This is a genomic window from Leifsonia sp. Root227 (assembly GCF_001428745.1).
Classification (GTDB): Bacteria; Actinomycetota; Actinomycetes; order Actinomycetales; family Microbacteriaceae; genus Leifsonia.
The window spans coordinates 436,469-457,498 of sequence record NZ_LMIO01000003.1 but is presented as its reverse complement, the minus strand read 5'-3'; the positions used below and the strand labels follow the sequence as shown (position 1 = coordinate 457,498).

At 63.0% G+C, this 21,030-nt stretch carries 16 protein-coding genes; 11 read left to right on the top strand and 5 right to left on the bottom strand.

What is annotated here, in order from left to right; genetic code table 11:
- Nucleotides 1-145: 145 nt before the first annotated feature.
- From ASE16_RS12220 to dinB, 6 genes are all read left to right on the top strand, one after another.
- Nucleotides 146-529, top strand: coding sequence for an ArsR/SmtB family transcription factor (locus ASE16_RS12220; protein ID WP_055895276.1), 384 nt, complete (start codon nucleotides 146-148; stop codon nucleotides 527-529).
- On the top strand, nucleotides 526-999 hold the full coding sequence (locus tag ASE16_RS12215; RefSeq protein WP_055895274.1) for an SRPBCC family protein: 474 nt from the start codon (nucleotides 526-528) through the stop codon (nucleotides 997-999). Before ASE16_RS12220 ends, ASE16_RS12215 begins: the two co-directional genes overlap by 4 nt.
- Before the next feature lies 1 nt (nucleotide 1,000).
- Nucleotides 1,001-1,444 (top strand): SRPBCC family protein, encoded by a 444-nt coding sequence (locus ASE16_RS12210; RefSeq protein ID WP_055895272.1) that lies wholly within the window; start codon nucleotides 1,001-1,003, stop codon nucleotides 1,442-1,444.
- A gap of 177 nt (nucleotides 1,445-1,621) precedes the next feature.
- Nucleotides 1,622-1,864 carry a hypothetical protein gene (locus ASE16_RS12205; protein WP_055895271.1) on the top strand — a complete coding sequence of 81 codons (243 nt, stop codon included), beginning with the start codon at nucleotides 1,622-1,624 and terminating at the stop codon, nucleotides 1,862-1,864.
- A complete protein-coding gene (locus ASE16_RS12200) occupies nucleotides 1,857-2,717 on the top strand; it encodes a CHAP domain-containing protein (RefSeq protein WP_055895270.1) in 861 nt (286 codons plus the stop codon). The genes ASE16_RS12205 and ASE16_RS12200 overlap by 8 nt, the downstream gene beginning before the upstream one ends.
- A 97-nt stretch (nucleotides 2,718-2,814) precedes the next feature.
- A complete protein-coding gene (gene dinB, locus ASE16_RS12195) occupies nucleotides 2,815-4,011 on the top strand; it encodes a DNA polymerase IV (protein WP_055895269.1) in 1,197 nt (398 codons plus the stop codon).
- A 177-nt stretch (nucleotides 4,012-4,188) separates the two neighbouring features.
- On the opposite strand, the gene ASE16_RS12190 is transcribed toward dinB, so the two are convergent.
- From ASE16_RS12190 to ASE16_RS12180, 3 genes are all read right to left on the bottom strand, one after another.
- Nucleotides 4,189-4,536 carry a LysR family transcriptional regulator gene (locus tag ASE16_RS12190; RefSeq protein ID WP_055895267.1) on the bottom strand — a complete coding sequence of 116 codons (348 nt, stop codon included), beginning with the start codon at nucleotides 4,534-4,536 and terminating at the stop codon, nucleotides 4,189-4,191.
- Between the two features lie 89 nt (nucleotides 4,537-4,625).
- Nucleotides 4,626-4,853, bottom strand: a complete 228-nt coding sequence (locus tag ASE16_RS12185) for an RNA-binding S4 domain-containing protein (protein ID WP_055895266.1) — start codon at nucleotides 4,851-4,853, stop codon at nucleotides 4,626-4,628.
- 100 nt (nucleotides 4,854-4,953) lie between these two features.
- Complete coding sequence (locus ASE16_RS12180; RefSeq protein ID WP_162255975.1) at nucleotides 4,954-6,582, bottom strand: cell wall-binding repeat-containing protein; 1,629 nt, start codon at nucleotides 6,580-6,582, stop codon at nucleotides 4,954-4,956.
- Between the two features lie 643 nt (nucleotides 6,583-7,225).
- Here ASE16_RS12180 and ASE16_RS19460 point away from each other — a divergent pair.
- From ASE16_RS19460 to ASE16_RS12160, 5 genes are all read left to right on the top strand, one after another.
- Nucleotides 7,226-7,978 carry an HNH endonuclease gene (locus ASE16_RS19460; protein ID WP_082581412.1) on the top strand — a complete coding sequence of 251 codons (753 nt, stop codon included), beginning with the start codon at nucleotides 7,226-7,228 and terminating at the stop codon, nucleotides 7,976-7,978.
- A gap of 170 nt (nucleotides 7,979-8,148) precedes the next feature.
- Nucleotides 8,149-10,113, top strand: coding sequence for a type I restriction-modification system subunit M (locus ASE16_RS12175; protein ID WP_082581411.1), 1,965 nt, complete (start codon nucleotides 8,149-8,151; stop codon nucleotides 10,111-10,113).
- Complete coding sequence (locus tag ASE16_RS19455) at nucleotides 10,110-11,390, top strand: restriction endonuclease subunit S (protein ID WP_082581410.1); 1,281 nt, start codon at nucleotides 10,110-10,112, stop codon at nucleotides 11,388-11,390. The genes ASE16_RS12175 and ASE16_RS19455 overlap by 4 nt, the downstream gene beginning before the upstream one ends.
- Before the next feature lie 3 nt (nucleotides 11,391-11,393).
- Nucleotides 11,394-14,480, top strand: a complete 3,087-nt coding sequence (locus tag ASE16_RS12165) for a type I restriction endonuclease subunit R (RefSeq protein ID WP_055895258.1) — start codon at nucleotides 11,394-11,396, stop codon at nucleotides 14,478-14,480.
- A gap of 31 nt (nucleotides 14,481-14,511) precedes the next feature.
- Entirely contained in the window at nucleotides 14,512-15,450 is a 939-nt protein-coding gene (locus tag ASE16_RS12160) for a DUF5655 domain-containing protein (RefSeq protein ID WP_055895256.1), read from the top strand.
- Between the two features lie 363 nt (nucleotides 15,451-15,813).
- Here ASE16_RS12160 and ASE16_RS12155 read toward each other — a convergent pair whose 3' ends face one another.
- Nucleotides 15,814-18,114, bottom strand: coding sequence for a restriction endonuclease (locus ASE16_RS12155; RefSeq protein WP_157480363.1), 2,301 nt, complete (start codon nucleotides 18,112-18,114; stop codon nucleotides 15,814-15,816).
- Nucleotides 18,115-18,163: 49 nt separating this feature from the next.
- On the bottom strand, nucleotides 18,164-20,785 hold the full coding sequence (locus ASE16_RS12150) for a TrlF family AAA-like ATPase (protein WP_157480360.1): 2,622 nt from the start codon (nucleotides 20,783-20,785) through the stop codon (nucleotides 18,164-18,166).
- Nucleotides 20,786-21,030: the final 245 nt, after the last annotated feature.

Here is a 21,030-nt window from a genome sequence, read left to right as displayed (position 1 = left end):
CCTTCCCGCCGCGCGGCCTCGTGCCGGGCGGCAGTTCCTACGATGCTCCTTCTTCGTGTGCGTGGGCAGTGTCCAGGTGACGCGGTTCGGCACGGCGCGGGTGCACCTCTGGCGCGCATCCCCCGTCGGTGCTATATTCACCCTTATGGGTGAATATCAAGCAACAACACTGGACCGGGTGTTCGGGGCCATCGCCGACCCGACCCGCAGAGAGATCCTGAACAGGCTCGCCGGCGGCGACGAACGCGTGACAGAGGTGGCGAGCAACTTCACCATCTCCCTCAACTCGGTCTCCAAGCACGTCCGCGTGCTCGAACAGGCCGGGCTGGTGACCCGCACCGTCCACGGCCGCAACCACGTGCTGTCGCTCAACGCCGACCCGATGGCGCAGGCCGCCGAGTGGATCGACCACTACCGGGCGTTCTGGACCGACCGCCTGGCCGCGCTCGACCGCTTCGTGACAGGGGCGGGAACCGGTGTGGCGGACGCCGCACCCGCCGACTCGTCTCCGAAGGAGGGCGACCGATGACCTCCGCCGCCCCCACCACCCCGCTCGTGGTCTCCCGCCTCATCGCCGCCGCCCCCGAGCCGCTCTTCGACGCCTGGCTCGACCCGGAGGCCCTCGCCGTGTGGATGCGCCCAGGCGACACCATCCACACCGACGTCTCCGCCGACCCGACTGTCGGCGGCGAGTTCCGCATCGTCATGCACAGCCTGGATGCGCCGATCGTGCACCGAGGGACGTACCTGACGATCGACCGGCCGCACCGCCTCGCCTTCACCTGGCGCTCGCCCGTCACCGAGGACGAGGAGACGCTGGTCACCGTCGACTTCGAGCCCCGCGCATCCGGGACGGAGGTCATCGTCACCCACGAACGTCTGCCGCACCAGGCAGCAGTGGATGCGCACTCCGACGGCTGGACCGACTGCCTCACCGGCCTCGCCGCATACGCGACCTCCACCGAACCAGCAATCAAAACCGAACCGAAAGGACACTGATATGGCCGACATCCTGCACCAGGTGGGCGTCAAGAACGCCTCCCCCGACGAGGCGTACCGCGCCCTCACCACCCTCGACGGCCTCTCCGGCTGGTGGACAGAGAACACGACGGGAGACACCGACATCGACGGCGTCATCCGCTTCCGCTTCGAGCCGGGCGACATCGACATGAAGGTCGTCGAACTGAACGCCGGCTCGCGTGTGCGCTGGGAGGTCGTCGACGGCCCGGCCGAGTGGATCGGCACCCACGTGAACTTCGCGCTGGAACGCGAGGGCGAATACACCCTCATCCGCTTCATCCACGAGGGCTGGGCCGAGCCTGTGCCGTTCATGCACCACTGCTCCACCAAGTGGGGCGTCTTCATGCTGAGCCTGAAGTCGCTGCTGGAGACGGGCGAGGGCGCTCCGGCGCCGCGGGACCAGAAGATCGACGCGTGGAACTGACGCGACCGCGCTGATCGGACGCGCCGACGGGACGGCGCTAACGGGACGGCGCCGACGGGACGGGTGGCGGCGACAGCGGATTGCGCTGCGCCGCCGCCCGCCCATCCCATTGCCGTAGCGCTATGCACGGCGTTACCATCGCTTCGCACCCCGAGAACACCAGACAAGGGGGATGCGATGACCGACGCAACGAACACCCCTGGCGACGACGTGCCGCTCGACCCGCCCGCGCCTCCCGTGCCTACCACGCCTCCCGGGCCCACCGTGCCTCCCGAGCCGCCGCTGCCACCCCTGCCTCCTGACGCCAACCGGCGCTACGACCACGCGGGCGACCTGCTCCCGCCGCTCGACGCCGACCGCACGCCTGCGCCTCCCGCGATCAGTTCGAGTTTCGGGGAGGAGGTCCCTCGCGATGCCTGACCTGCTTCCGCGAAGCATGGAGGACATGCTCGCGGCGATGGGCGCCCCCGGGGTCTGGGGACGCACCTGGCCCAACCCGTGGTGGCCGAACGGCACCAGCGCGTACGACGACTGCGCCGCCTGCGTCAGCTTCTACCTGTTCGGCCTGAGCCCGTCCGGGAGCCCGTACTTCACCTACGTTTCGCAGATCCAGAACTGGGGCCGTCAGGCGGGCGTCTACCACGACGGCTCGGCGGGCGTGCAGCGCGGCGACGTGCTCGGCTTCGACTGGAACGGGGACGGCGACTACGACCACACCGAGATCGTGGTTGCGGTCTCCCCCGGCGGTTCGGTCGTCACCTCCCGCGGCACCAATTCCAACCCCGGCGACGACATGCGCGACCGCACCCGCTCGGCGCGGTACATCCTGAGCTACATCCGGCCCCCGTACCAGGGCTCGCCGGGGCAAGGAGACGAGTTCGACATGGCTTCCCTCGACGACCTCCGACAGATCGTGGATGCCGCGGTCAGCAACGCCATCGGCGCGATCGGCCAGTCCAGGCAGAACGAGAAGACCGCGATCAGGCGGGAGGGACGCGGGCGGCTCTACTACTGCCCTAACCCGCCTGCCGGCCTCCCCCACTTCGTCGTGATCTTCTGGGATCGCACCAGCAACAACATCCTCTACGCCAACGCGGATGCGGACGGCGGCGTGACCCAGGCCCGCAACTGGAACGAGCTCTATTACCAGACCGCCGACACGGTCGAACAGGCCATGAGCGCCGGCATCGAGCCCGACCGCTTCCGCAAACTCATCGACTTCGCCCTCGGCAAGGACTCGGCCTTCACCAACCAGCTGGCGGCGAACCCGTAGGGGCCGGCTCGGCCGGGACAGCCGCGACCGACGCGCGGGCCGGGTGTCCGCGGTCCGTGCGACCATTCTCCCAACGCGCGACAGATCGGAGGACGGGATGCGGGGCGAGGCCACCGTGCTGCACGCGGACCTCGACGCGTTCTACGCCTCCGTCGAGCAGCGCGACGCGCCAGCGCTGCGCGGCCGTCCTGTCATCGTGGGAGGCGGCGTCGTGCTGGCGGCGAGCTACGAGGCGAAGGCGCGCGGCGTGCGCACCGCGATGGGCGGAAGGCAGGCGCGCGACCTGTGCCCGGAGGCCATCGTCGTCCCTCCCCGAATGGATGCGTACTCCGCCGCGAGCAAGGACGTCTTCGCGATCTTCCGCGACACCACCCCGCTCGTGGAGGGCCTGTCCATCGACGAGGCGTTCCTGGAAGTCGGCGGCCTCCGGCGCATCGCCGGCTCGCCGGAGCAGGTCGCGACGCGGTTGCGGGAGCGCGTCCGAGCGGAGGTCGGGCTCGCCATCTCGGTCGGGATCGCACGCACCAAGTTCCTCGCCAAGGTCGCCAGCGCCGTCGGCAAACCAGACGGACTCCTCCTGGTCGAGCCGGACCGCGAGCAGGAGTTCCTCCTCCCCCTCCCGGTGGAGCGCCTGTGGGGCGTCGGCGCTGTGACCGCCGAGAAGCTGCACCGCCTCGGCATCCGCACCGTCGGCCAACTCGCCGAGCTCGAAGAGGCGACCGCCGAGAGACTGCTCGGCAAGGCGACCGGCGCCCACCTGCACGCACTCGCCCGCCTCCGCGATCCGCGCCCCGTCGACACCACCAGACGACGCGGCTCCATCGGCTCGCAGCGCGCCCTCGGAACCCGCCCCCGCACGGCCGACGAACTCGACCTCATCCTCTCGCAGCTCGTCGACAGGCTCGCCCGTCGCCTCCGCGACGGCGACCGCGCCTGCCGCACCGTCGTGCTGCGCCTCCGCTTCGGCGACTTCACCAAGGCGACGCGGTCCCGCACTTTCGGTTTCCCGACCGACCGAACCGCCACGCTGCTCGCCGTCGCCCGCTCTCTCCTCGCCGCCACTCAGCCCGAGATCACCGAGCGTGGAATCACCCTCATCGGCGTCTCGCTGTCCCACCTGGGCCGCTCGGACACCTTCCAGCCCGAACTCCCCATCGACTGGAACGACGGTGCTCGCCTCGACACCGTCCTCGACGCCGTCCGAGACCGCTTCGGCGCATCCTCGGTCTCCCGAGCCACCCACCTCGGCCGCGACCCCGGCTGGTCGACCCCGCTGCTGCCCGAGCACGAGTGACGCGGGCGACGTGCCGGCCGGAGCCGGCCAGCAGTTCGCGCCGGACAGCCCGTCTGAGCTGGTGCCCCGGAGCTATCGCCCGTAGCGCCCGTCTGCACTAGCACGCCACAGCGCCCGTCTGCGCTCGCACGCCGGAGCTAGCACGCCGCAACGCCCGTCCGAACTAATCCGTCGGAGCTAGCGCCCCTGACGCTTCTTGTACGGCTTCGGCTGCCCCTTCACGGCCGGAGCGCGCCCCTTGCCTTTCGAGGCTTTGGCCTTCCCGCCGGCCGGAACGACCGGCTTCGTCGCCGGGGCGGGCGCCGCAGCGATCTCCTCCCGCGCCGTGTCGAGGAAGAGTATTCCGGCCTTCGTCAGCCGGGTTTCGGCGGAGTTCCGGACAAAGAGCGGCGCTCCCACCTCTTCTTCCAGCTTCGCGATCGACGAGTACAGGGACGCAAGAGGAATGCCGAGCTCCCGCGCCACACGCGGAAAATGCAGCCCTTCAGCCACGGCGACGAACCGAACGAGCAGGGTGATATTCACGCGAAACCCTTCATGGCTCCGGGATGCGCGCGATTCGCGGTCCCACGCCCTTCTCAACTGTACGGAGGCATTGCCCTCCGTGCGACCGCCTACTGGGAGACGCGAACGGTTCGTCCCTCGAACGTGACGAGGTCCCCGGCCTGCAGCTGGCGCCCACGCCGTCGATCCACTTCGCCGTTCACCCTCACGTACCCGTCGATGATGGCTTCCTTCACGTCCCCACCCGAGTCGAGCAGCCCGGCGAACTTCAGAAACTGCCCGAGGCGAATGCCCTCCTCGCCGATCGGAACATCCTCGACCGGCCCCTGTTTCGTCATCCCCGAATGCTAGCCGATCCTGCGCCGATCGCTGCGCCAGCGCTGAGCGGCGCGGCCCGTGGATGCCCATAGCGTCCGACCCTTCGCGCACTGTCTGCACTCAGCAGGCGTACTCAGCGACGTTGTCCTGCTGAGCCGCCTGACCGCCGATGAGCACGAGCTGCGTGACGCCGGTCTCGACCATCGCGGTCTCGGTGGCGGCCGGGGTGCATCCGCCCATCGTGAGTAGCAGCGGCGCCTGGCGCGAGTTCTCGAGCACCGCCGTCGTCAGCGCATCCGGAAACCGGAGGCCGTTCGCGAGGTACGCGGTTCGAGTCGACGGCAAGGTGCGAGCCAATGCTGCCGCTGTCGCGAACCGATCGGACCCGGCAACGCGGCTCACCGCGATCCCGGCCCGGGCGACCCCGCGTTCGATCCCGGCGGACACTCCGGCTGTGCCGCCCACGATTGTGACATGGGTGGTCTTCCACGAGCGAAGCGCCGCGGCGGTCGCCGAGTCCGGCGCCCCGACCCACCCGTTCGTGAGCAGCACAGGCCGCCCGGCGGATGCTCCGGCAGCGGCGGCAGCGAGCGCATCCGGGAACGCGTTGCCCGTGACGAGATAGACATCGGGAATCGACGTGCCGAAGGCGTCGGCCACCACCGCTCGCGACACGGCGAACCGGTCGGCTCCCGAGATGCGCGTCACCGCGGCGGTGATCGGCAGCGCCTTCAGGCCGGCCACGACGTTCTCCGACAGGGCGGCGGGTCCACCGACGACCACGATCCGCGCGGGATGCAGTCTGACGAGCTCGGCCGCTACCCGCTTGTCGAGCACCGTCGGCGGTGTCAGCAAGAGTGTGCCGTGGAGCTTGGCCGCGGCCGCTCCGGCTGACAGCGCATCGGGGAAGGCAGCACCCGAAGCGATGTATGCGACAGGTGCTCCTGCCGCGGCGTCCGGGAACGCCTTCTGCGATGCCGCGACCGACGTCGAATACCTGTCGTCGGATGCGATGCGCTCCGGCGTCTTGGTGAACGGCGAGTTGACCAGCGTCGGATTCGGCGTCTCCTCGATCACCACGCTAGGGAGGCGAGTGGTCACCGTCCCGACGATGTGTCGCCCGATCAGTGCGGGGCCAGGCGTGAAGACGGACTTCGTCTGCCCGGCGATCGGTGTCGGCGTCCCGTGCGCGTCCGCGGGGATCGCGCCGGGCATCGCAGCGGACGCCCAGGAGTAGCTGTCCACCCCGCCGCTGCCTCCCGGCACGCTCAGTGTCAGCGGTGAGCCGACGGTGCCCGTGCCGCTCAGCTTCGCGTGGAACAGCTCCTGCTTCGGAATGTTGACCGTCCGGCAGGAAAGGGGGCTGGCGCTCTCCGGGTCGGTGTAGAAGCTGTAGAGCCGCAGGCAGATATTGTGGGCACCCGCGCTCAAGCTGTCTGCATACACGTCGAACCCTTGGTTCGGGCCGACCGCCGGATACACCCGCTGCACATCCGGTCGCGGGAAGTCGAACCGCGCATACTCCCCCCACCCGATCGTGGTGTGCGCGCCGCCAGGTCCGGCCTCGTACAGCTCGACCCCGACCGGCTCAGCACTGTCGCCGTTCGAGCCGCCCCGGTTGAGGTCGCCCGCCCATCCGACGACATGGAGCATCGGCCCGGACGACCCGTACGAGTACGCCACGGCGATGGAGTCGATGGATCCAATGGCGTTGAGCGGACTGTAGTCGAACGCCGAGGCCGGCGACACGACGCCCACCACACCGACTGCGACACCGACGACGGCAAGCGAAACTGCAGAAACGACGCGCGCGCGAAAGACCATGGTCAGCTCTCTGCGACGCAGACCGCGGGCACCCCCTCGCGTGCCCCGTGCACGCGTCTCCCGTCGCTGGGCTCAGCATATTGGGCGGCCGGTTTTGGCCGAGTGCTGCTGTGAGGACTCTCAGAAAGCGAGATGCGGGGCCCAATGACTGGAGCGCGGATCCCTTCGACACCCATGCTGCCCCTGGAGGGACTCGAAAACTGCGACCAGGGTTTAACCATCACCGTGGGGAGTCCAAAACCCGCGAAATTCCGCGCTTTTCGACCCCATTGAGATGACTGCGATCACATAGGAACACACTCGATTGTGGGCAAATTGTGGGCAAATTTGGTTATCACGAACGTTGGCCGAAACTGGGATGTCTCGGAGGATCGGTGCCGCTCCTGCCTCAGAAGATACGCGAAGGCCGTGGACTCGGCGACGGGCACGTCTTCGCGTGAGTCCCTGGGACCGGCCCCCGCATCAGCGCGAGGCAACACTCTCGGCGACCTCTGAACGCGCGTCGGACTGCCACCGATCCGGCGTTCTGTCCTTGAGGCACGGAATCCTTTTTCGCTAGGTTCGGCGCATGGGTCCGCATCCCTTTCTCGTCGACGCTCCTCACGCGCGTTACTTCCTCGACGACCACTGCGCGAACTGCCTTGACGAGCTGCCCGAGCTGGAAGATGCGCTCTTCTGCAGCAGTTGGTGTAACGAGATTGCCGGGCACGTCCGATATATGCGGGGCGCGTTCAAAGACGGTCGGATCAACGACCCAGCGGTCAAGGAAGCGATCAGCACTCGAAACGCCTTTCTGCTCATCGGCGGCTATCGATCGCTTGGACGCCAGGTGAGCCCGAGCGTGCGAGCGCAGGTGGTGAATCGCGCCGGCGGCTTGTGCCAGGCTTGCGGGCGGGCCGGAGCCGAGGTGGATCACGTCTCTGGAAACTCAAACGAAGTGGACAATCTCCAGCTGCTGTGCGGGGACTGCCATCGAGCAAAGACAGCCAAGCAGCTTCATCCGGCCTCGGAGGAGAACCGGGCCCTGCTCATGTCGCTTATGGAGGGCCGCGTAATGCCTGACGAGCCGATTCTCTTGGCGGATGACCAGGAGCAATGGAGCACTCGTTGGCGCGAACTCAAAGCGTCGCGACTTCGACGGTACGTGGAACGCGCAAGAGCGGACGGCTTCGATCCAGTCCGGCTAAGGACTCGTTCGTCGATTGCGACTGCGAGGGATGCGTATCGTGCGGAAGCCGCGCGAAAAGCCCGAGCGGATGCGGACGTAGCTAGAAGTGACTTCTTCGAGCGATTAGTGCGCCAGGCGTGGGAAGAGGACTGAGCGAGACCCCCGCGTGGCCCGCGGTTCCCCACTCAGCCGAGCGGTCCCGCCTAGCACCTCACAAGTACCGCACGAGTTCCCTTCGTACGCCCCGAAGGGGCGATAGCGTGTGTGATGGGGCGTTGCCAAACTAAGAGAGGCAAGGCAACTCACTGGAAGGCTTCCCGAGCTTGAGCAACAACCACGCAACGTTCATCTGGTCAATCGCGGATCTCCTGCGAGGCAGTTTCAAAGCACATCAGTATGGGGACATCATCCTGCCGTTCACGGTGCTGCGCCGACTGGATGCGGTCCTTGCGCCGAATAAGTCCCAGGTGCTTGGTGCGGTTGAAGAAGCACGCGCGAAGGACGTCCCTGTTCGTCCGGCCCTCTTGAAGGCGCGTGCCGGTCACCAGTACACCTTCTTCAACACCTCCCGCTACGACCTTCGTTCCGTGCTGGGTGACCCGGAGAACATCACCGAGAACCTGCTCGATTACGTGGGCGGGTTCTCTGAGAACGTCAAAGACATCTTCGACAAGTACAAGATCAGCGACCGGTTCGCCGAGCTCGCCGACGCTGGGCTGCTGTTCCTTGTGGCCCAGCGCTTCGCCGAGGTGGACCTTTCCCCGCAAGCTGTGCCAAACGAAGAGATGGGGCACATCTTCGAGGAGCTGATCCGCAAGTTCGCGGAAGCCTCCAACGAGACCGCCGGTGAGCACTTCACCCCACGCGACGTCATCGAACTGATGGTGGACATCCTCCTCGCCCCGGACGCCGATGCGTTGTCGAAGCCGAATGTCGTCCGCTCCATTTATGACCCGACAGCCGGCACCGGCGGCATGTTGTCGGTTGCGGAAGATCACATTCGTGCGATGAACCCGACCGCGACGCTCACCTTGGCCGGGCAGGAAATCAACCCGCAGTCCTACGCCATCTGCAAGGCCGACATGACTGTGAAGGGCCAGGCAGTGGACGCGATCGTCTTCGGCGACACCCTCCTCAACGACGGGCACGCTGGGTCGACCTTCAACTACTGCCTCTCCAATCCCCCGTTCGGTGTCGACTGGAAAAAACAGCAGAAGCACGTCACCGAGGAACACAACCTTCGCGGGTTCGCCGGCCGTTTCGGTCCCGGATTGCCGCGGGTGTCCGACGGGTCGATGTTGTTCTTGCTGCACCTGATCTCCAAGATGCGCCCGAAGGGCGCCGACTCTGCAGGCGGGCGTGCAGCGATAGTCCTTAACGGCAGCCCACTCTTCACAGGCGGCGCCGGGTCCGGCGAGTCGAACATCCGCAAATGGATTCTCGAGCGCGACTTCCTTGAGGCGATCATTGCGCTTCCCTCCGACATGTTCTACAACACCGGCATCGCGACTTACGTCTGGGTCCTCACCACCGACAAGCACTCAAGCCGCGCCGGCAAAGTCCAGCTGATCGATGCAAGCAAGAAGTTCCAGAAGATGCGCAAGGGTCTCGGTTCCAAGCGCAACGAGCTTGGAAGCGCTGACATCGCCGACATCGTGCGGCTCTACGGCGATTTCGCTGATGCACCTGAATCCAAGATCTTCGACCGCGAAGCGTTTTTGTACCGGACGGTCACGGTCGAGCGGCCACTGCGCCTGAACTTCGCCGCCACCGCAGACCGCGTTGCCGCCGTGTTCGCGGACAAGGCCGTCGCCAAACTCAGCGACGTCGACAAAGAGCATCTACGTCTCGCACTTGACAGCATCGGAGAGACCCGGCTGTGGAAGGACCGTGGCGAGTTCCAAGCAGAGCTCAAGCGTGTCTTGGCTGCTTCCGAGATAAGCGTCGCCCCCCTGGTACTGAAGGCCGTCCTCGCTGGGCTGAGCGAGCAAGACCACACAGCGGACGCCTGCGTCGACTCCAAAGGCCGGCCAGAGGCAGACGGCGCACTTCGAGACACAGAGAACGTTCCTTGGAACGATGACATCCACGCGTATTTCCGGCGGGAGATCCTCCCCTTCTTGGCGGATGGATGGATCGACGAGTCGAAGACTAAAGAGGGCGCTGAAATCCCGTTTACACGCCACTTCTACGAGTACGTCCCCCCGCGACCTCTAGCCGAAATCGACGCCGACCTCGATGCTGTCCTTGGCCGCATCCGCGTTCGCCTCGAACAGGTCAAGGCATGACGGCGGAGCTTGGCGGCGCGAGCGCCCTCGGCGACAGAATCGTCGATCTATTCCCGCCGGATTGGTCGAGGTCGCCCTTCTGGAGCGTGTATCGACGTGTGAAGCGAGTATCCAGCGGGAATGAAGTCCTCCTGTCGGTGTACAGGGATCACGGCGTCGTGCGGAAGTCAGATCGAGACGACAACTTCAATAAGGCATCCGACGACCTTTCGCTGTACCAACGCGTTTCGAAGAATGACCTGGTCATTAACAAGATGAAGGCCTGGCAAGGATCCGTAGCAATCTCGACGCTTGACGGGATAGTAAGTCCTGCGTATTTCGTCTTCGAGGAGACTTCAGTAACAGACCCGACCTTCATGCACTACTTGTTGCGCTCCGATCCGTATGTTGCGGCTTATCGCGCGGCGTCGAAAGGCATTCGACCAAATCAGTGGGACCTCGACCCGGACGTCCTTCGCGTGCTTCCGCTCTGTCTACCCTCCGTTGACAAGCAAAGTGAAATCGCCCGCTTCTTGGACTGTGAGACGGCAGAGATTGACGCGTTCATCCGGGAACAGGAGGAACTCATCGCGTTGCTCCGTGAGCGTCGCGCCGCATCTATCAGTCACGCTGTTACAAAGGGCCTCGACCCCAAAGCGTTCATGAAGGACAGCGGTGTTGCGTGGATAGGCGAAGTTCCCGTCAAGTGGGACTGCATACCATTGAAATGGATTGCACGCCTGAAAACTGGAGGAACGCCGAAGACCCCCGAGGGCTTTTCAGGCGAACCCGGTTTTCCTTGGATTAGGCCTGAGGACCTCGATACTTCGGGAGCCGAATCGATCGCATCCCGATGGATTTCTGCCGTCGGGGCGGCGGAGCTGCGACAGGCAAACGCGGGCGCAACGTTGCTTTGCGCAATCGGAGCGTCGCTCGGGAAAGCGGGCTATTCGAAGCAGCCGGTCTACACGAACCAGCAGATCACAGCCGTGGAAGCTCGCGGAAATCCTCGTTATGTGTACTACATGCTTGTCGCCGCAAGAGAATCAATTGTCTCCCTCTCGGTTGGAAACACGATGCCGATCATCAACAATGACCGACTAGGTTCGTTGGTCGTGCCGGTGCCGCCGCTGCAAGAACAGGACGAAATCGCTCGAGAGTTGGACTTTGGAATGGACGAGATCAACAGGGCTATCGTCGACGCGGAGAAAGCCGTGGCTCTGTCGCGCGAGCGTCGGTCCGCGCTGATTTCCGCTGCTGTCACGGGCAAGATACGCGCACGCAATAAGGGGGAATAGTCGGTGGGGATCCAGCACGAAGATGTGTTCGAGACTGAGCTTTGCGAGCACCTGGCAGGGCACGGTTGGCTGTACTCGCCGAACGACGATGGCTACGACCGTGAGCGTGCCCTCTTCCCCGCCGACCTTCTCGACTGGCTGAGCGAAACGCAGCCCGAAGAACTTGCAAAGGTTGTGAAGCCCGAAGCGTCGGGCCTACAGCACTCCCAGGCCGTGGAACGTCTGCTCGACCGCGTGGCGAAAGTCACATCGACGGACCCGATGAACGGCGGCGGCACGCTAAACGTTCTCAAGCGGTCGGTTGCCGTAACGCCAGCCAAGCTCAGTCTTTTCCAGGGACGACCCGCAACATCGTTCAACGAAGCGACACGGGCCAGGTACGGCGCGAACCGGCTAAGGGTGATGCGCCAGGTCGAGTACTCGACCCGGAACGGTAACCGTCTGGACCTGGTGCTCTTCGTCAATGGCATCCCCGTGGCGACGGTGGAGCTGAAGACGGATCTGACGCAGAACGCGAAGGCGGCACTCAAACAGTACGCGCAGGATCGGCACCCAACGGGCGAGCCATTGCTGGAGTTCGGTCGCGGCGCACTCGTTCACTTCGTGGTGTCGAACGAGCTGGTTTATATGACGACCAAGCTCGACGGCGCGAACACCTTCTTTCTCCCGTTCAACCGCGGCCGCAACAATGGCGCCGGCAACCCGCCCATCCCCGGCACAAGCCCGACCGCGTACTTCTGGGAGGAGACCCTCCAGCGAGACACCTGGCTTGATCTACTGGGTCGGTTCGTTCACTACCGGTTCGAAGAACGTCAGGACCCGATCACCGGAGCCGTCAGTTACGCGAAGTCGCTGCGGTTCCCGAGGTATCACCAGTGGCGTGCGGTCACAAAGCTCGAGATGGCTGCCCGAGAAGAAGGCCCGGGTCACAATTACCTGATCCAGCACTCCGCTGGGTCTGGCAAGACAGACTCGATCGCGTGGGCTGCACACCGGATGGCGTCGCTGCACCGAGGGGACGGCTCGAAGGTCTTCGATGGGGTGATCGTCGTCTCCGATCGGCAGGTGCTGGACGGGCAGTTGCGGCGCGCGGTTGAGCAGCTCGAAACTACGCCTGGCGTTTTCCAGCCGATCACCAACGGCGGTGACGCGTCCAAGTCGAAGCAGCTCACGGAGGCGCTACTTGCGGGCAAGCAGATCATTGGCGTGACCTTGCAAACCTTCCCACACTCGCTCGACGCGATCGCCAGCAACGAAAGCCTGCGTGGCAAGAAGTACGCGGTGATTGCCGACGAGGCGCACTCCTCCCAGTCTGGTGAGGCGGCCGCATCGCTCAAGCAGTTGCTGACCGCCGGCGCCGTCGATTCCGATGACGGCGAGGTTGATGCAGAGGATGTTCTGACGGACCTGATGGCACGCAAGGTCGGCGTGGGCACCATCTCATTCCTGGCGTTCACCGCTACCCCGAAGGGCAAGACGCTTGAGTTGTTCGGTCGCCCCGATCCTTCGACCGGGCAGCCCGGCCCGTTCGACCTGTATTCGATGAAGCAGGCGATCGAAGAAGGCTTCATTCTCGACGTGCTGAAGAACTACATGCCGTACGACCTCGCCTTCAACGTCGCTCACGCGAAAACCGAGAACGGCGATGTGGAGGTTGACAAGCAGAAGGCGAATAGCGAGCTGATGCGTTGGGTGCGGTTGCACCCGTACAACATCGCTCAGAAGGTCGCTGTGATCGTTGAGCACTTCCGCGCGAACGTGCAATCGGAACTCGGCGGCCGAGCGAAGGCAATGGTGGTCACCGCCTCAAGGAAGGAGGCAGTGCGGTACAAGCTTGCCATCGACGAATACCTGGCCGAAAACGATCTCGCCGAGGACCTCGGCACCCTGGTGGCGTTCTCAGGAGGCGTGTTCGATCCAGACTCGGGACCGGAGGAGTTCACCGAGACCAATCTGAATCCGGGTCTGTTCGGCCGGTCATTGGAAAGGGCGTTCGCAGGCGACACCTACCAGGTCATGATCGTTGCGAATAAGTTCCAGACCGGCTTTGATCAGCCGCTGCTGGTGGGCATGTATGTCGATAAGAAGCTCTCGGGCATCACGGCAGTCCAGACGCTCTCCCGCTTGAACAGGGTGATCCCTGGCAAGGAGAACACGTACATCGTCGACTTCGTCAACGATCCCGCTGACATCCTGGAAGCGTTCCAGGTGTACTACGAGGACGCGCAACTCGAGGCGCCGTCCGACCCGGATGTGATCCACGACATGCTGGGCAAGCTCGAAGCCATGCATATCATCGACGAGCACGACGTCGACCAGGTCGTGGAAGCCTGGCTGACCAAGAACAGCCACAACGCCCTCTACTCGCGGGTGAAGACTTCCCGCGACGTGTTCTGGGACCGGTGGCGCGCCGCCGAAGAGGCAGGCGATGATCTCGAACTCTCCCGACTTCAAGACTTCCGCGGCACAGTGAACGCGTTCGTGCGCGCATACGACTTCCTCTCTCAGATCATCAACTACGGCGACACCCGCGTCGAAAAATGGGCGATCTTCCTCCGCGTCTACCGCAATGTCATCGAGAACGACACCGACGACGCGCGCGTACTCAACCTCGACGACGTCGTGTTGACCCACTATCGACTCCGCCGACAAGACGCCCGCAACTTGCATCTCGTCGCCGGACAAGCCGGTGAACTGACTGGGCTCACCAGCGCCGGCTCCGGTCAGGCAAGGGAAACGAAGTACGGATGGCTGAGTGAGATCATCGCCCAGATCAACGAGCTGTTCAGCGGGTCCGGGCTTGCAGAGGAAGACCAGGTGACCGCCTTCGAGTCCTTCTTCCGCCACACCGTCACCAACCCTCGACTGCAAGCCCAGGCGATGTCGAACACCGAAGCCGACTTCGCCAGCTCACCGACGATCCCGGCTGAGCTCGACGAGATCCGCTACACAGCAGGCGAAGGCCTCGAACGAGCCAGCAACGCGGTCTTGCAACTGGAAGACCTCAACCAGCTCACGAAGATTCTGTTGCGCGCGGGCCTGTACGAGAAGCTCCGGGAAGCCGCAACCGAGGTGGGTCAGCCTTCGTGAGAGGGCTCCTGCAGACCGAGGGAAAGACCGCATGTCTGATCTGAAGCTCTTCAAGCTCGACGCTGGCCGGGCGTCGGAATTGGTCTCCACAACCGTCGCGCTTGAACGTGAACTACAAGCGGTCATCGAGCAGAACATGCCCGCCATGTTCGCCGTACGCTTCTTGGCGACCGAGTATTCCACCGGGAAGATCCATCGTGGGCGCATCGATTCGTTAGGGCTCGATGAGAACGGGTCACCGGTGATCTTCGAGTACAAGCGAACGACCAACGAGAACGTCATCAACCAGGGTCTCTTCTACCTCGACTGGCTGATGGACCACAAAGCCGAATTCCAGCTACTCGTGTCCAAGATCTTGGGCGCGCAGGTCGCCGAAGGAATCGACTGGTCAGCGCCCAGACTCATTTGCGTCGCGAACGACTTCACCCGCTACGACGAGTACGCGGTACGCCAGATCAACCGCAACGTCGAACTCGTACGGTACCGAGACTTCGGATCGAACCTCCTCGCGATCGAACTCGTCACCTCGGTGTCAATAGAGACTTCGAGTGGGCACCCGCGCTCCGCGCGCAAGAGCACCTCTACCGCGGTAGCTCAACCCGAACGCGGAAGGTCTAAAACAGTCGCAGAGCTACTCGCCCGATCCGATGCAACCCTGGCCGCGCTGTATGAACGATTCGAGCAGTTCGCGCTCTCCCTCGGGGACGATGTGGTCAAGAACGAGCGCACGCTGTATTTCGCGTTCCGGCGGCTAAAGAACTTTGCGTGCGTCGAGGTTCACCCGGCTTCACGGAACCTACTGGTCTACCTCAAGCTCGACCCGCAGAGCGTTCAACTGGAGGAAGGCTTCACCCGCGACGTGTCGAAGATCGGCCACTTCGGCACAGGCGATCTCGAATTGCGGGTGGAGGACGACTCGCGATGGGGACAAGTTGAGGACCTCACCAGACGCGCCTACGAGGCAAATTAGCTGGAGACTTCGACCGTCTCGTGCCGCTCGGAGTCTTCAACGCTGCGCACATGAATTAGGCAGTGTTTGCATTTCGACGTTACGAGGACGCCCAGCGGTCGTATACCGGTGTCCTCCCACTACGGGCTTCGCCGCAAGGGGCTGTACCACATGTCGTCGCGCTCGGAACTTAACCTGTCCGGCCAAAAAGCGCGTCCAGCTAGCTTCAGCCTGACCAAGCGCACGATACTGCCAGATGGACTATCCGCTCGCCTGTCGCGCGCGCGACGCCGACCATGCAGTGGCGGACTGATGCGCACTCCTGTTCGAAGAACCGCTGGGCGAGCGGAATCGTGAGGGAGTACTTGTTGCTACCCGACAGGTTCACTGACCGGCAGCCGTCGCGCCATCTTCCTCCCATGCACCAAAGCGGCCGAATATCCCTTCAAGCTCCGCATCGCTGACCTCACGCTCCGGCGAGGGCACGGAGTCGCGTTTGGGGCTCGGTTCGCCGTCCCAGCCATTTGTGCGCGCCGTGACCTGATCAAACGCATCCTGCCAGAGCCAGCCACTCGTGGAAATGGAGAAGCGCTCCGCCGTCTGTTCCAGAGCGTTGAGCGCATCCGTGTCAGAAAACGAGTCAAGGTCGCTAGTGAGCGCATCGTCGATCCACGCTTCGAAGTCTCCGGCCAGTTGGTCCATCTGCACACCAGTGGCCTCCGGGTTGTCCTCCAAGAAGTTCGCTACCGCCTCCCAGTCGCCTGCTGATGACGCCCTTTTCATCGCGTCAATCGCGGCTTCCTTCAGAACATCTGGGAGGGATCCGCCGTCACTCATCCATTCCAGGAGGGCGAGCGCATTCTCCATGTCCTCGACCCTTCCTTCTCGCCAACGGGCCGCCACAATTTCCACCTTCGCCCTCAGCCAAGCCTGAAACGTCGAATCGGGAGCTGACTTGGGAAAGTCGTTGGCGGACCGGAGGGCAAATACCAGCCGGCCCTCTATGCCGCGGCTCTCTCGATACGCCATGTACCAACGGTTCTGGACCCAGTTCATCGAGAATCCGAGCGGAGCTGCATCGGTCGTTCGCAATATCGATGCGTTGAAGGCTTCTCTATACCGAGCGACACCGGCGCCAGCCTTTGGGGCAACAACTTGCCCGCGAATCCAATCGAGTTGTTCAAAATAGACGACAGAGTTAATCAATGCCTCCGCGTCCAAAGGGTTGGCTCGCAGCCAGGCGCCGGCAAAGTCCCCGACAGACGGGTTCGCGATAGCAACCTCCGGACCCCGGAGTCCGCTCCAACTTCTGGTGAGGGAGTCGTCCAGCACCCTGAGTGCCTTGGTTACCGCACCGTGTGCAATCAGCTTCCCGCGCGCGGCGGCCAGGGCCGCGAAAGACCGCTCAAGCTCATCAACCGTGATTGCAGAGGGCATGGTGCTCAACAATAGAACAACGTCCCTGCTGTCATCGTCGAGCTGCTGCTCGAAAGCGGTACGCCAGACCTGCTCCGGCTCATCGAGATTACTGAGTACAAAATCTAGATAGCGATCAGGGTCGAGCAAGTTCGAATATCCGGAAGTTACGAACTCGATTATGCGTGGGTTGTAATTCTTGTGGTCGACGATTTTGAGATACGCGCGGTCTGGAAGAAGGGCCCGCTTCGCCTCTGCGGGCAACTTCGACGCCATGTACAAATGGTTGTAAAGGATGAGCGCGCGTTCTCGCCGTGAGTACGAGGTGAGCTCAATCAGCATCCGCTGCATAGGCAATCCCTCGCGGTCTAGAACCTCCGACCAGGACGAGGCTTGTTTGAGGATGTACTCACGCGTTGTCAAAATCAACAGTGTGTTTGGGGAAGCTCTGCACCGAGCCATGAAAGAGACGATCCTCTTGTCCTCGTTCTTGGACAGCCGCGTCTCAAGAAAGGTTGCGCCTAGAAAGTCGTCGTAGAGCAGAATCTGCTTCTTGTTAGGATCAACGACCCTATTGCCCTCTTCGATATCTGCTGATATCTCGATTGGTTCGTATCCAAGCGCGACGGCCTCCGCAACAAGCATTTGGGCGACCGACGTTTTACCAATTCCTGGTGGCCCAGAGAGAATTAGGACCTTCTCGTCATAGAGCCTCCTGCTTGCGACTCCAAAAACGCCGGTATCGACATATTTGGGGATGGCCTTTTGAATGGCAGCGAGCATTTGACCGCTCCGCGTCCAGATCGCGGCGTGGATTGACTGGCTCAGCTGGGCTGCGCTCGTCAACCACAGTTTTACGTGCCGTCTTTCGACTTCGGGGGCCGCGTTCAACAGCAGCTCGAGGTCCTCTGCGCCGACGATATCGCTATCTCTCTCGACCCAGGGCGATAGGATTTTCCTGAGTTCCGACTTGTTCCCGGCCGTCAGAGTGCGAGTTGTAACGAGGCGATAACGGGCTGGCTTGGGGTTAAGCTCCCCGATCTTTTTAGCCTCCTTCTTAGCTGCTGCTCGGAGCTGCGAAAATGTGCTGCCCTCCATGTGCTTGCACTGCACCACGTCAAGCTGCCCATCAGCACCCAGATGGCGAACGTCGACCCCGCCGTCGGCGCCCCGGGCGAAGACCTCAAATGACTTCCCAGCAGCGGAGCCGAGTAGATCGGCTACAAGTAGCTCGAAGTCGTGATCTGAGAGATTCTTGTAGCTTCGCAAGCGTCGCTACCGTCCCGCCCGCAGGATGGCGCCGGAGGAATGCACCAATTCAGAAGCCGTAAAGGTGTTGACGAGCGTCAAAAGCATCACGGCCACCCTCCAAAATATCCTCTGCTAGCTTTCGAATAACCGCACTGTCGAGCGAACCGATCCCATCCTGGAAGGGCATGCCGTGTCCCTGCTTGCTCTCCAAAGCTACTAGCAGCTCCGAGTCTCCCAGCACAGGAACGTTAGCGTTATGGGTACTAACTATGAGCTGGCGTCGACCCTTCAGGGCGCGAAGGTGCTGAACCACTCCGGTGTAAATAAACCGGTTATCGAGGTCGTCCTCGGGTTGATCAATGACTAGTGGCGCGCTCGATGCACTGAGCAAGAGTAAAAGGAGGGCGGTCGCCTTTTGTCCCCTAGATAGATCTCCCAGGGACCGATACTGACGTGGTTCGTCGTCTACAGAGACATCAAGCTCAACCGAAACCGCGCGCGGAAGCGTGAGTTCCTCGATCATTCTTATGAGCGGCTCGCCGGCGTCGACCAGCTTGGATGCTTGCCCCTCGCTCACGCTCATGCTCTGCTTGATCGCGGCTGCGCCGTCGCGGACCGTGGTCACGAAGGTGGATGGATCGAATCGCTCGCTCATAATGAAGTCGCGGATTTGATGGCGCTGACCAGTGACATGCTCGTCAAGCGCGTCCAGGAACGCCGACCGGTCGGCTGTGAGCGCCGGCTTGACGATCACCCGGCCGCCGGAGGCTCGATTCGCATGACGGATCGCCTCAAGGAAGGCCTCTTGTAGCACCGCGTTACGCGCGCGCAACTGACCCAGCAGTGTCAAGCGTGTAGCCTGAAGCGTCGTGACCTGAGCTAGGAGTTCAGGGCGCTCATCCTGCCTTGCGACGAGTGCAGAATGCGCTTGAGAGGCGTCCAAGTATCTGGCCGGTTCTAAGCCCTCCTCCGTCAATTGACGCAGGATCGCGTTGTTCTCATCACGTTGAGGGCCGACGGCCTGCTCCCATTGCGAGATCGCGGCTTCAACCTCGGAGATGGCCTTCTTCAGCGCTTCGGCAGCGGCCTCGACCGCATTTCGAATCGCAGCCGATGCCGAGGCGACCGAAGCTTCCACGGCTCTATGGATTTCTAGTTGTGGGCGATCTTCCGCCGCGGTTTCAAAGCGGGCAAGTTTCGTGATCGCAGGCTGCTCAGTCCACCCAGTGACGATTGAAGACGAGTTCTTCAAGAGCTCTTTTGCCGCCGCGAGGTGGTCCTCGTCGCCGGCAAGGCCTGAGACAGTGTCAAGCCGAGTCGCCACATCGGATTTGTCGTAGCGATCCTTCTGCTCTTTGAGTCTCGGAAGTTCGGCGAGTGCCGCGTCTAACTCTGCGAGCTTTTCTTCAGCCCGACTAAGCAGACGACGGTTTTCTGCGAGTTCTTCCTGCACTCGACCGATCTCGTCGTCGGCGTCGCTCTGCCCTGCGAATCTCGCGAGCATTCGCGCAACTGCCTCGGGGTCATGCGATAGTTCGGCGAGCTCGTGTTGTCCGAAGATCTCGACTTCCTCGATTACATCCGCCGGAACCATCTTTAGCACCGTGCCCGCGGAGTCCATCACAACGGGCCGTTCTCCGACCGCTCTGCGAATTGTGTACTCCATAGGAAATGGTTCTGAAACTCCCACGACGATTGATACAATCGCCCCCGGTCCCAGCACATGCGAGATCATGCCCTGGTGTTCCTTTGCCGCTTCCTTCCCGAGCGGGTGGAGATCCAACGCAAACCTGATGCTCTCGATCAAAGTGCTCTTGCCCGTTCCTCGACCACCAATAATCGCCGTGAGTTCAGAAGCGAACGGAATCGTCACGTTATCGAGGAATCCTCCGAGACACGTGACCTCACGAATGGTCGGGCGGCTCGAGATCTCCGGGCGCTCGAGCGCCACGCGCGTCCCGGGGGTGCGCACGGCGAGACGTAAACCATCTAGCGTTGGCGCGCTGAGCTTGAACCAAGTGGAAGTGCCTCGCTTGGTTAGAGCGTCTGGATGGCAGATGTCGTCTGCATACACAATTGCAAGTGGGTGGTCCCGTTTGAAGGGCGGCTGACCCGCCGCTATGGCCTCCTGATTGGTCGCCGATGGCAGGTCTGGGGATATACCGAGCACGTGCAGCATCTCGTGATGGATCACATTCTGGAGAGGCTGCCCTGACAACCTCCCCATCAGACCAGTGTCGACATTCGCGTGAGGCGGCAAGACCAAGGCACCGCGGGCCGCCATCGCCTGGAGGATCTGAGCGATCGGAGCGGTGCCGGAACCCGAGCCTCCAGGCGACCCGCCGCATTGTCCAATAGCGGCGTTGATTGCCGATGCCGCAGTCGACTCAGCGAAAATGACAAGCACATGGACGCCCTCACTAGAGGTCGCCTCAAATCCGGGAAGCGCGGTGACTCCGGCGGCACGGAGGGCAACGAGTAGCGACTCGGCCGTGTCAATGCTCCAATGGTCGGTAACAGCAACGATTTCGATGTTCTCCGCCAGCACAGCCGCTACTGATGCATCGTTATATGTGACCTCGTCCGTGAACTTCAGTGCCGGAGAGTGGGCGCCCTTGTACCCGAACGGGTTCATCTGAAGGGCTGCGCGGTACCAACGTGCGGGGGAAGCCATGGTTCCGTTAGGCATTGATCCAGTCTGTCTACGATCGGAACCCTAGCGGGAGTCCCCCTTCTGGGGTTCCCGCTGGACCGCTGAGAGTCCGTCCGTCACGGGCCGCTCGATCTGTTCGACGCTGGCGGGTTCTTCAGTGTCTGCCCCCGCTGAGATGATGCCCATATGACCAGTGCGAACGCGTCTGACCAGCCAGCTGCCGAATTCTCCCTGCCATGGCGCGATGGCCGCCGGTTTCGCCTTCATCTCCCGACTTCCAC

Bases quoted from the DNA above. Each gene is read 5' to 3' on its own strand.
- ASE16_RS12200 (WP_055895270.1), top strand. From the start codon at position 1,857: ATGCCTGACCTGCTTCCGCGAAGCATGGAGGACATGCTCGCGGCGATG.
- ASE16_RS12215 (WP_055895274.1), top strand. From the start codon at position 526: ATGACCTCCGCCGCCCCCACCACCCCGCTCGTGGTCTCCCGCCTCATC.
- ASE16_RS12185 (WP_055895266.1), bottom strand. From the start codon at position 4,853: ATGACGAAACAGGGGCCGGTCGAGGATGTTCCGATCGGCGAGGAGGGC.
- ASE16_RS12160 (WP_055895256.1), top strand. From the start codon at position 14,512: ATGTCTGATCTGAAGCTCTTCAAGCTCGACGCTGGCCGGGCGTCGGAA.
- dinB (WP_055895269.1), top strand. From the start codon at position 2,815: ATGCGGGGCGAGGCCACCGTGCTGCACGCGGACCTCGACGCGTTCTAC.
- ASE16_RS12220 (WP_055895276.1), top strand. From the start codon at position 146: ATGGGTGAATATCAAGCAACAACACTGGACCGGGTGTTCGGGGCCATC.
- ASE16_RS12210 (WP_055895272.1), top strand. From the start codon at position 1,001: ATGGCCGACATCCTGCACCAGGTGGGCGTCAAGAACGCCTCCCCCGAC.
- ASE16_RS19460 (WP_082581412.1), top strand. From the start codon at position 7,226: ATGGGTCCGCATCCCTTTCTCGTCGACGCTCCTCACGCGCGTTACTTC.
- ASE16_RS12205 (WP_055895271.1), top strand. From the start codon at position 1,622: ATGACCGACGCAACGAACACCCCTGGCGACGACGTGCCGCTCGACCCG.
- ASE16_RS19455 (WP_082581410.1), top strand. From the start codon at position 10,110: ATGACGGCGGAGCTTGGCGGCGCGAGCGCCCTCGGCGACAGAATCGTC.
- ASE16_RS12150 (WP_157480360.1), bottom strand. From the start codon at position 20,785: ATGCCTAACGGAACCATGGCTTCCCCCGCACGTTGGTACCGCGCAGCC.